Raw genomic sequence first — 10,686 nt, 5'->3', positions numbered from 1 at the left:
TTCTCATAGTTATTCAACTCCCAACCCAAAATATATTACTTATTTTATATAAAAAATATAATAAATAATATAATAAAAATATATTTGGAAATGATTGATATGGGAATTACTGATTACATTAAAACCAGATTATTAAATAATCGTGTGGAGCAGTACAACACCAAGCGCAGCTATTGGGGTGAGGATGAAAGGCAGCCTAGAACTGATGGAATCAATACGGGTCTTGATCTTATTGATGCACTCCCTCCGGTTATTAATAAGACAATAGCTAATGCTCGTTATGCTGTTAAGCTTGATGGTTATACTTCAGGAATTTTGAAAAACAGAATTGATAAAGCTAATGTAAATATGGTGCTTGTTGATAAGGAAAATAAGTTATCTCAGGAGCAGAAATTGACTTTAATTTTGTGGGCGAGAAAAATTGACATCAGCCAAGTAGCTAAAAATATTCTGCAAGGAGGAATGGTTGATGGAGAAGGATTGATTAAACCTGTAGAGAGATGGGATAAATCTATAGGCAAATACATTAAACCTATCTTTTTGGAAATCGGTGCGCACGGTTACGGATTAAAGAAAGAGTTCAATGATGATAATGAAGTGCAGCTATACCTTCATGAAATGCCTAAGGATGTTGTTGCCGGATCGCCTGAAGAGTTTGCAAACTATGTTAGTGTTGAGGAAGGAACATTAACGGTCAAATATGAAGCTGATGAGGTTATTAACTTCATGTATAATGAAATATACTGCGAAGCTCAAAGCATTATCCTGAACTGTCTTGATGATATTTATCACAAATGCAACCTTGAAAGAAATCAGGTAGAGAGAATTAATAAGGATAATATTATTGAAGTAAAGCCTGCAATGGATGCAAACGGCCAGCCTTACATTACTGAGCTTTCAAGCACTGCTAAGGAAAACTTATATGCTGATTATGGAACTACTGCCGGAAGCAATGTAGCTATTGTGCCTCCAGGTATTGAATCTAAAATCTTAGGGGGTAACAACTATCAGTCAGACTATACAAGGCAGACTGAAATCTTTAGGAATAATATTTTAAGAACTTTCGTGACACCGCAATCTCAAGCGGGTAATGAAAAGTCAAATCAGAATGTGGCCGAGTACATTAACGATTCAGCTATTACTGGGTTTATTGTTAATGTTGCCAATGACCAGAAATGGGTGTTAAAGTATTGCAATCAGCTATTGAACATGCAATTGGAGCTGATGGGTATTAGTGAAAGTTTAGATATTTACTTCAGCTATTCAAGAGATGATGTTATAAAATACATTATGGAACTTTCTGCTGAAGGTGATGAAATCTATAAAAACTATCTAAGTAACTTTGAAGAGGAACAGCCGGTAGGTGAAAGGATTCTATCTGAAAGTGGTGTTGAAATATAATAAATATTTATATAAAATAAATAATAAATAATATAATAATTAATATAATAAAAAGTGATAATGATGAGGCATGAACTTTTTGAAGTCGGATCCTATGACTACTCCGACCTGGACGATAGACTTGACAAACCAGTTGAATGGACGGAAGATGATCTAAAGCTAATAGCTGAAAACTACCGTGGAGGAATTCCACTAACTTCCGAGCACGACAATATCTATGTAGGTATTGGAAATAATATTGAATTTGAGGAAGGAAAGCTATTCATAGAGATTCCTGATGAGCTGGATATGGAAGGTAAAGGACTGTCTCCTAAAGTTGATGTCTTATTGAAAGATAATGGAGATTCATTTGGAATTGATACTATGAGCTTAATAGACGTAGGCGTTACTAAACACCCAAGAAAAATAAGACTTCTGAATTCTGAAATAACTGGTGAAACTGGAAATCCAAATCCAGAACCAGCACCGCAACCACAACCTCAGCCACCTGCAAAAGACACTAATGTAGCTACAAGTTTACTGTTAGAGAAGCTGCAAGGTAAAGATGCGGAGATTGGAAAGCTTCAGGATGAAATAAATAATCTAAAAGAAGAATCTAAAAAATATGATGAGATAAAAAAAGCTATTGAAGAAAATAAGGAATTTATAGATTCTAAAGATGATATTTTAAAAGAATTGTCTGAGCTTAGAAAAGCTGAAAATGAAAGGAAAATAAAAGACTACGAAGCTAAATACAACTTTAACTATAATGAAAATGCTCAGGATAAAGAGATAATTGATAAGCTATTATCTGGTGATGTTGATATGGAGCTAATGGAAAAACTTGCTGAGAGAAGAATTAAAATTGAAGCTGCAAGTGACGGTTCCACACCTGGAGGAAGAAATCCTGCAAACTCCGGTGATGTAGGTGAAACTGGTGATACTGGAAATGCTGGAGATGAGAACGCTCCTTCTTTCACAACCCGTGAAGAATATAATAAGATATTAAAAGATATGGGATTTAATCGTACAAGGATTTAGCTATGATGGTGTTTTATTGCTTTTCGCCGGAGCTAAAATTTTTGATATGTAGGAAAACTCGTTATTCATAATTGGAGAAGTGTTTTAATGTGGCGTTTCTCCTTAAAAATCTTGCATTGAAACCCTTAATGCCTAATTAAGGGGGGACAAGCCCCCCTTTAATTACCCACGAATGCCAATGCAAGGAATTGAAGTTTATCAAAACTTAACCTCGAACCGACCGCTAAAGGGTCGGTTCTTAAATTTGACAAATTCATCTATGCCAAATCCATGAACTCGGAATGGGGGACAAGCCCTCATTCCTCGGATTCGACAAACTAATGTTTTCAAATCCATAAACTCGGAACAGGGGACAAGCCCCTGTTCCTCGGGACATGACGTGGCTATTATTGTTAGGTCTATAGTATTGGCCTTTCGCTTCGCTCAAGGCGTCCAGTCCTCGCTTACGCTCGGACGGAACATAATGGTAAAGAAACTAAAATGAAGATGTTTATTTAATTATTACTTACGGAACCGACCGGCGAGGGTCGGTTCCTCTCTACAGTATATGCTCGCCAATTCTATTCACCCAGGCCTCCCACACACGCCTCCCTTCGGTCGGCGTGGGGTCGGCCTGGGCGAATTGGCTCGCTTAAAACGTGGGTATGGCAAGGTGGCTTGATTCAAAAGTTACCAAATGCTCACTGAAACTTTATATCGTAGTGTAATGGGAAACAAGTTTTAAATTTGCAAATGTTAATTTTGAATCTGGTTGGGCTATCATCGTAAATGCCCTCACAATAAATTCATCTTAAACATAAGTTAATTAAGTAAAAGAAGAAAAATATAATATGTGTTTGAAATGAATATTTTCCCTGAGAATTATTCAAAACCATTTTAAGAGGTAAAATAATGGATAACATAGTGTTTAAAGATTGTGAATATCGTTTCACTGAAAACAATGAATTATACTGTAAAAACAAAACAGGTACCGACACAAACTGCGATAACTGCAAAGAAAACATTCACTTGAACTGTGACAACTTCAGTCCGAAAAAAGATTATTGCTTGAAATTTTTCAAGGAAAATATAAGTGAAGTAACTGAATGCCAAGAAAAAACAGTGTTCAATGATAAAGATTTGTCCAGAAAGTGGAGTAATTAGTTATTGCTAATCTTGTATGAATTGTAATGTTTTTTAGGGAAACATTCACCACAAACCTTTTTAGAATTATTTTCTTCAATTTTTTTCACATTAACAACAGGTAATGTTAATGTCGAATCCAGTTTTACTATCGTTAATGTTAACGTTAATACCGATAAAATCAAAAGTAGATTTCTATTTTTAATTATTTGAATCATATTTCACATTAACAGAGGGTAATGTTAATGTTGGTTTTTTCTCAAAGCTTGCATATATATCAAAGTGCATGGGGAAAACAAAATCCGAATATTGAATCGTTAATGTTAATGTTAATATTACTTTTTTTATTATATAATTTATATAAAAAGGATAATAAAATATTAATTATGACATTGCAGAAAAAATTACAAATCAATATTGTCATGAGTAATTACAACACAAGAAGCGGTAGCTTTTCATCCAGTTACGATTATATCTTCTTGGACAATTTAGCCAGCAGTTCTTTCTCTAATTATTTCAGAAGTGATTTGAAAAACCTGAAGATCAAAACTACTAATGGTACCGAATGTCCAGTTTTATATATTCCTGCTTATGGATCACAAGGCGCAGCAATTCTTGCAAGGGTTCCTGTTGGTCAGATCTCACAAACCACAAAGCTATTATTGGACGTCCATGATACCGGAACAACATTCAGCAGCACGTTATCAACAGGTAATGAAGTGTTAATGTTTGATGCAAACTCTGATACATACTCACAATTTTTCATGAACTACTCAGGTTTATCATCAAACAATGACTCAACAGATGGAGGTCATTTTTTAAGAGCTAGATTTGTTCCAAACCTTGACGGAACCTCCCCAACTGATTTAATCACAACATTTGCTTCAGGTCAATCTCTAAGTAACAATCGTGTTACTGTAGCCAGATTTAAACGTATTGGCGGTAATGTTGATGTTAATGATAATGCAACATATCATGGTTCAACTTTTGGAAATGTCATGATGCAAGTTGATGGCAGTCTCACAACTTATGGAGTAGATACGAAAGGCACAATATGCTACTGGGCCGATGAGGAAAAGGACTATTGTATGTTTAATGGTGCTAAAACTTTAGTAATGGCAAGTTCCTTCGATGCTTACGCTTCAGGCAGTGATGAGGAAGGAAATTATAAACAATATCACCGTCACGGCAGTGTAGGTACCGGAACCTCAAACAGCTCAGATTATCTGGAAGGATTCAGCAGAAACAATACGGGCAAGATTTATGAAACCAATTATGCTGAAATTCAAATCTCTCCAACATTTTATGCTACAACTGATTTCGAAGATTTCAATTATGTTGATCTAAAATGGTTGTTAGTATTTCCATCCCCATTATTTGCAGCTAATGGCATTCCAACAATAACTGTAACCAAAAGAGATAAGACTGGTATTCGCTTATATAAAGGAAGTCATGAATATACCAAAGCTTACAAAGGCTCAACGTTAATGTGGGATGCTAATGATGATGACATGGATGATACTGGACTTCATATTCCAGATAAAATAATTAACCATAATTGGGATTGGGTGTTTTAAAATGATTATTGATTATGATGTAAATTCAACAATCGGGCATGGCCGTGGATATCCAACTGGCCTTGAACATACAGAGAAAATGGATGTAATAGCTTGCCTTTTAGATGAGGGCGAAAGGACATATGTTAATGATGAGCATACGGCTTGGATTTGTTCCAATCAATGTGCAGTAGGGGACATGGTGACTTTAGACATGTCCTCAACTATGGAACATACAATAGTTAGGAAAGCCCAGGCAGGCGAACTGGCCTTCGGGTATCTTTTAGGTAAAGTTCAGGTTAAAACATCTGGATTAACATTAGTTGCTGTGGCGGTATTGGGAGATGTTTTCAGATTGAAACTCAAAAGGCCAGTGGCTGAAGATATATTGCCGAATACCAGAATCTACATTGACAGTGACGGCGAGTGCAATCCAGTCGAAGGTCATGACTTAAGGATGTTGTCAATCGTTAATCTTCAGGAAAATGAACATACGGATTACATTAGAGTTTATAGACAAATGTCTGAAGTTGAAATGTATCCTGAATCTCAGAACTGTATTGATCTTGGAGATTGCAGTTTTGAACAGGATGAGATAACTCATGTCGTTAATATGATTGTACCTTCAGAATCTAACATTATGGCGCAGGCCAATTATGTTAAGGATGCAGACGGCGTTACCTATTGTGAGCTTCCGGATGTAGCTATTGTCAATAATGTAAGGTTTGTATGGGAAGATAACAAGTTATACATGGAATGGGAAGGTTGTGATGATGGCCAAAGTGTACATTTTATATAAAATAAATAATAATTTATATAATAAAATATATAATAAAAAATATAATATTATTAGTGAGGGAATAACATGACAATAAGGAAACTTGTAGGAACTTTAGAAAACAAAGGGCCATACATCGACCAGTCAACAGGCCACTGGTTCTACTGGAACGGCACAAGATACGTCGATAGCGGATATCCTTACGCTGTTAAACCCATCATTGAATTCAAAATAGAAAACGGCATCTTATATTATTCAATAACTTGGGAGGCACAATGAAATACATCAAATACTTTGAAACAATCGAAGAATACGAATCCTGGATGAAAGTAGAAGAAAATGCTGAAGAGGTATATCAAAGTGAAGAAAAGATTCTTGTTGATGGAGTAATCATCAGCCACACATACAAAGAGGAGGAAATCTAAATGATTTACGAATGGTTAGAAGCAAACAGAACAGACATTGACATTTTAACTTCATTCCTTGTTACAGCTATCCCAATTGTCATGCTCTATTCAGAAGCATTAGGTATTAGTGAAAACACTATTCCTTATTGTATTCTCATGATAATTTTAGGTATAGCTAGTCATTACGCAAGCAGGATAAGAGGCGAAGCTGATGTTAAAGACGCAAAACAAAATGTTAAAAGAGTATTGGGATTCCCTGAAGAAAAATAAGATTCTTTGGAGGATATTGTTATCATGAACAAAATAAAAAAGAAGATACTCATTTGCAACTTTACCAAAACAATTTCAAGTGCTGTTTTAACAGCAATAGCTATCAACATTATCATGACCAATGCAACAAAGTATGCTTTAATCGAAGGACTATTGCCATTTACATTAGCCATCATTATTGTTGCATTAATCGATTTGTATGAGTATAGATGTGAGCGTGAAGATAAGATTAGTTTAGATGAACTGGAAGATAGAATCGAAAAGCTGGAAGGTAATCTTGATGAAAGGTAAGATTCTAATTGCAGTTCCGACATTTGAAAACATCAAACCGCAATGCTTCAAAAGCATTTATGGCCTCGCAAATCCTAAAGATTTTAATCTTTATTTTGATTATGTGAAAGGTTATGATTGTGCACGTGCAAGAAACGAAATAGCAAAACTGGCAATCAATTATAACTTTGATTATGTGTTAATGATAGATTCTGATGTTAGTGTACCTAAAGAAACACTTAATAAGCTATTGGATTGTAAAACAGACATTGCTTTAGGATGGTACTATAAGAAAAGAACAAGAACAGATGAGACTGTCATCTTTGATTTTGGAAAAGATTTCAATAACAAAAACATGATCTATGGAAAAACATTACGTGATTTGAATGATTCGTTTGACATTAAAGGTGGAGGTCTTGGAATCAGTCTCGTTAATGTTAATGTCTTTAGAAAAATGGCCTATCCTTATTTCAAGTATGTAATCTATGACAATGACACAATACTTTCTGAAGATTTATATTTCTGCAGTGAGGCCAGAAAATACGGAATGAATATAAAATGCAACCCAAATGTTAAAGGTAATCACATATATGAGGTGAGTGTATAAATGCAAGACCAAATCGTTTTATTAGAAGCAAGAAAAGAAGTCACTACATTTTTACTTGATGATGGAGATATAACCTCAAAAGACGTAGTAACAGAAACAGGACAAGGCATTGGCTATGAGTACAGCGCTAAACTCTATCCAGAAGATACTGTTACAATCTCTCCAAATTCACAAATAGGAAAAGAAATGGTTAAAAAATACTCTGGTGATAATGGTGAAGTGCCAATAGGTATAATCGTTAATGACCCCGTAGTTATGGATGGTGGTCAAAGAAAAGCTAGTGTTTTAGTGTTAGGCCAACTATACAGACTCAAACTAGCTAGTGGCATTACTGATATTTCACCAGCTGATAAAATCAAATTAAGCGATGCTGGAGCTATTAAAGATTCTTCAGGTGACTTTGTAGCTTTACATCCAGTAACAGATTCTGATGAATACAATTACGTTAATTGTTATAAATTAGCTAGTGCAGGAGCAACTGGTGAAACAGGAGCCAAAGGAGACACTGGAGATACAGGTCCTGCTGGACCTAAAGGAGATACGGGCGATACTGGTGCAACAGGTGAAACTGGAGCCAAAGGAGACACTGGAGCTACTGGGGCGGATGGTGAAAGTATTGAGGTATACAAAGACTCTGCACACAGACAAATAATCTTCACTGGAGAAAGCACAAGCATTTATTTAAGCTATGATGATATAACTGGTCCAAAAGGAGATACAGGAAGCACAGGATCAACTGGCGCTACTGGAGAAACTGGAGCAAAAGGAGATACTGGTGCAACAGGTGAAACCGGTGCCAAGGGTGATACTGGCGCTACCGGTGCAACAGGTGAAAAAGGTGATACCGGGGATACCGGCGCTAAGGGAGACACAGGAGCAACTGGGCCTAAAGGAGATACAGGCGATACTGGTGCAACAGGAGCGACTGGACCAGTCAATCTTGCAAGTACTTTGGACACTACCGACACAACCAATGCAATAAAAAATGCACCCGTAGCTACAGCTATTCAAAATCTTCAAACAAGCATTGGAACAATAACAACAGCACAGCAGAACAATCTTAATTTATTAGGGAGCTAGTTATCATGAGTTTTACACCACCTGACCTTTCTGGAGTATTGGCAAATGAACAAACAATGAATTCAAGATTAACAACATTCCGAAATGATGTTAAAGCTATTTTGGATGATGCAGAAATTAGTTATGCTAGTGATTTGGGAATTTTGGGGTTGTTAAGATTATTGCCAGTTCCTGATCCAAGGTCTATTGAGTTTAATTGTTATGACTCTTGGTTAACTAAAGATGGACCTCAAAGCCATGCCAAAAGTGCAAGGATGTATATTGTAGTCAGAGATAAAGATGGTATTTCCATGAGTGGTATTGATGTTACATTGCAAAGAAAACCAATATCTGGTGGTAATTGGACAACAGTAACTTCTGGAAAGTCTCCTTTATCATATACTGCTGTTGCCGATGCAAATAGGGGAGGTTATGTTTACAGGACTTATGTAACCAACAAACCTAGTGTCAGTGCCGAGCATTCACTTCCACAATACTATATGAATTACTTTAATGATGATGAATATGAAGACCGCATTCCTTCATCTTTATTGAATACCAGTAATCTTTTAAAAGCCACAAATGTAAAATCAGTAGACAAGACCGGTCTGGATTATGATGAAAATTATATTGAAGTCGTTGCTAATGCCGCTGGAGAAATGAAAGGAGCCATCATGATTAACAACACTCCAACAATTCTCGGAGCTAACAGCAATACTCATGTCTACATAGGATATGACATAACTAGAGGAAATGTTCCATCTGCAACTAAATTGAAAGGCTATGGTGGAGGATTTGTTGGAAATGGCGAAAGAGATTCATTGGGAATATTTTATGATAATTCCGATGCTGATTTTGAAGGTGCCTATGAATTTGATTTCTTAGGTTATCCTGAAGATGAAGGATATACAAAAGCGGGAAGTGCTACTGAATGCTATGTAGATATTGTAGGTGGAATTTCAGGAAATTATACCTACTACAGAACCGCTGACGGTAGTGTAGACAATTATGGCGGTTGGTGGTATGATTCAATGATTGGAAGCACATACGGACCATGCATTGTTTTCTATGCAAACAATATGGCAGCTAATGAAAGATTAAGAATTCCAATAAAATATATTAGGGCTGTTACTCCGTAGGGGGTGAGATGATGAGTATTGCAAGCAATGTTATTGATGAAAATACTAAATTAGGTACAGCAAGAACAATCTTAAGAGAAAAATTAACAGCATGGGACATTGACTATAACAATAATGATACACTATTTCAGCTATTGAAAAGATGGGCATACACTAGCAATCTATTGTCTGTATCCATATTCTGTCCTTCTGAAAATGAATGCATAGCCGGAGCACAAGTAACAGCAGGGGCAGTAATAGTTGATAATGATAATCAACCAATTCAGGATATGCCAGTTAAAGTAGTCTGCGGCGGACAAACATATAATGTATTCACTAACAGTAATGGAAGGGCAGAAGTCACATTAACAGTTGGAAATGTTGGTTCAACATTTTCAGGAACAGTATATGCAGGAAAAGAATCTGAAAGCTGGTCATTTGAAAACATAAAATTATTTGGAATGGAAGAAGAAAATCCTACTTCCTCAATGTTTGACATCATAAAATATCCAAGTGACATAACATTAACATTAGAACCATATGAATACGATACAGGATATAATGACTCTGGATTGTTAGTGAGCAAAGCCATTAACAGTGCAAGTGCAGCATTCTTAATTCCAAAAGGAACTCCTGCAATTACGGATTCTGGAATTCATTTCAAATGCGGAATGGTGCAAAAGAAAACAAGTAATTCCGGATGGGGAGATGCAATATGTCTATTGAACTCTAAAAATCTATCTCACGCAAGGGATACAAAGATTTTAGAGCTTGGAGCATATCCTGGTAAAAAAGGAGTCAAATATTCCAATAGTGATCATGTTGTAAGGGATGTTAGTGTCACTACAGGACAATTGACATTGGATTCAAAATGGTACACATTTGAATTCTATTATGATCAAGGCTATCTTGAAGCAACAATCAAGGACGGCTCAACAACAGTCTTCAGCTATTCTGGAGATGTATCTTCAAGTATCAGTTTGGATAGCTATTATCCAGCATTCATGATTTACGATTATGGTGGAAGCATGATATTTAATAATATTTTAATTGAACCATGGACTAAGGAGGAATAAAT

At 36.0% G+C, this 10,686-nt stretch carries 13 protein-coding genes; all 13 read left to right on the top strand.

Going from position 1 to position 10,686, the window contains the following annotated elements:
• Positions 1–90: 90 nt before the first annotated feature.
• The 13 genes from TL18_RS01895 (at position 91) to TL18_RS11085 (ending at position 10,684) form a co-directional block, all read left to right on the top strand.
• Positions 91–1,401, top strand: coding sequence for a hypothetical protein (locus TL18_RS01895; protein ID WP_156064496.1), 1,311 nt, complete (start codon positions 91–93; stop codon positions 1,399–1,401).
• A gap of 63 nt (positions 1,402–1,464) precedes the next feature.
• Entirely contained in the window at positions 1,465–2,421 is a 957-nt protein-coding gene (locus TL18_RS01890; protein ID WP_067040530.1) for a hypothetical protein, read from the top strand.
• An 891-nt stretch (positions 2,422–3,312) separates the two neighbouring features.
• Positions 3,313–3,564 (top strand): hypothetical protein, encoded by a 252-nt coding sequence (locus tag TL18_RS01885; RefSeq protein WP_067040528.1) that lies wholly within the window; start codon positions 3,313–3,315, stop codon positions 3,562–3,564.
• 365 nt (positions 3,565–3,929) lie between these two features.
• Positions 3,930–5,120 carry a hypothetical protein gene (locus TL18_RS10905; protein WP_156064493.1) on the top strand — a complete coding sequence of 397 codons (1,191 nt, stop codon included), beginning with the start codon at positions 3,930–3,932 and terminating at the stop codon, positions 5,118–5,120.
• Between the two features lies 1 nt (position 5,121).
• Positions 5,122–5,898: a hypothetical protein gene (locus TL18_RS01870; protein ID WP_067040524.1), complete on the top strand. Its 777-nt coding sequence runs from the start codon at positions 5,122–5,124 to the stop codon at positions 5,896–5,898.
• A gap of 66 nt (positions 5,899–5,964) precedes the next feature.
• A complete protein-coding gene (locus tag TL18_RS01865; RefSeq protein ID WP_067040517.1) occupies positions 5,965–6,156 on the top strand; it encodes a hypothetical protein in 192 nt (63 codons plus the stop codon).
• On the top strand, positions 6,153–6,302 hold the full coding sequence (locus TL18_RS10900; RefSeq protein ID WP_156064490.1) for a hypothetical protein: 150 nt from the start codon (positions 6,153–6,155) through the stop codon (positions 6,300–6,302). Before TL18_RS01865 ends, TL18_RS10900 begins: the two co-directional genes overlap by 4 nt.
• On the top strand, positions 6,303–6,554 hold the full coding sequence (locus TL18_RS01860; protein WP_067040514.1) for a hypothetical protein: 252 nt from the start codon (positions 6,303–6,305) through the stop codon (positions 6,552–6,554).
• Positions 6,555–6,578: 24 nt separating this feature from the next.
• Entirely contained in the window at positions 6,579–6,845 is a 267-nt protein-coding gene (locus TL18_RS01855; RefSeq protein WP_067040511.1) for a hypothetical protein, read from the top strand.
• A complete protein-coding gene (locus TL18_RS01850; protein WP_067040508.1) occupies positions 6,835–7,431 on the top strand; it encodes a hypothetical protein in 597 nt (198 codons plus the stop codon). Before TL18_RS01855 ends, TL18_RS01850 begins: the two co-directional genes overlap by 11 nt.
• Positions 7,432–8,511 (top strand): collagen-like protein, encoded by a 1,080-nt coding sequence (locus TL18_RS11280; RefSeq protein WP_067040500.1) that lies wholly within the window; start codon positions 7,432–7,434, stop codon positions 8,509–8,511.
• Between the two features lie 5 nt (positions 8,512–8,516).
• On the top strand, positions 8,517–9,629 hold the full coding sequence (locus TL18_RS01840; protein WP_067040497.1) for a hypothetical protein: 1,113 nt from the start codon (positions 8,517–8,519) through the stop codon (positions 9,627–9,629).
• 11 nt (positions 9,630–9,640) lie between these two features.
• Positions 9,641–10,684, top strand: a complete 1,044-nt coding sequence (locus TL18_RS11085; RefSeq protein ID WP_231483632.1) for an Ig-like domain-containing protein — start codon at positions 9,641–9,643, stop codon at positions 10,682–10,684.
• Positions 10,685–10,686: the final 2 nt, after the last annotated feature.

The organism is Methanobrevibacter sp. YE315 (assembly GCF_001548675.1).
GTDB lineage: Archaea > Methanobacteriota > Methanobacteria > Methanobacteriales > Methanobacteriaceae > Methanocatella.
This window is presented reverse-complemented; position numbering and strand designations above follow the sequence as displayed.

Excerpts from the sequence above, each read along its gene's own strand:
- TL18_RS01890 (WP_067040530.1), top strand. The coding sequence starts at position 1,465 with ATGAGGCATGAACTTTTTGAAGTCGGATCCTATGACTACTCCGACCTG.
- TL18_RS01860 (WP_067040514.1), top strand. The coding sequence starts at position 6,303 with ATGATTTACGAATGGTTAGAAGCAAACAGAACAGACATTGACATTTTA.
- TL18_RS10900 (WP_156064490.1), top strand. The coding sequence starts at position 6,153 with ATGAAATACATCAAATACTTTGAAACAATCGAAGAATACGAATCCTGG.
- TL18_RS01850 (WP_067040508.1), top strand. The coding sequence starts at position 6,835 with ATGAAAGGTAAGATTCTAATTGCAGTTCCGACATTTGAAAACATCAAA.
- TL18_RS01870 (WP_067040524.1), top strand. The coding sequence starts at position 5,122 with ATGATTATTGATTATGATGTAAATTCAACAATCGGGCATGGCCGTGGA.
- TL18_RS01840 (WP_067040497.1), top strand. The coding sequence starts at position 8,517 with ATGAGTTTTACACCACCTGACCTTTCTGGAGTATTGGCAAATGAACAA.
- TL18_RS01895 (WP_156064496.1), top strand. The coding sequence starts at position 91 with ATGATTGATATGGGAATTACTGATTACATTAAAACCAGATTATTAAAT.
- TL18_RS01865 (WP_067040517.1), top strand. The coding sequence starts at position 5,965 with ATGACAATAAGGAAACTTGTAGGAACTTTAGAAAACAAAGGGCCATAC.
- TL18_RS01855 (WP_067040511.1), top strand. The coding sequence starts at position 6,579 with ATGAACAAAATAAAAAAGAAGATACTCATTTGCAACTTTACCAAAACA.
- TL18_RS11280 (WP_067040500.1), top strand. The coding sequence starts at position 7,432 with ATGCAAGACCAAATCGTTTTATTAGAAGCAAGAAAAGAAGTCACTACA.
- TL18_RS10905 (WP_156064493.1), top strand. The coding sequence starts at position 3,930 with ATGACATTGCAGAAAAAATTACAAATCAATATTGTCATGAGTAATTAC.
- TL18_RS01885 (WP_067040528.1), top strand. The coding sequence starts at position 3,313 with ATGGATAACATAGTGTTTAAAGATTGTGAATATCGTTTCACTGAAAAC.
- TL18_RS11085 (WP_231483632.1), top strand. The coding sequence starts at position 9,641 with ATGAGTATTGCAAGCAATGTTATTGATGAAAATACTAAATTAGGTACA.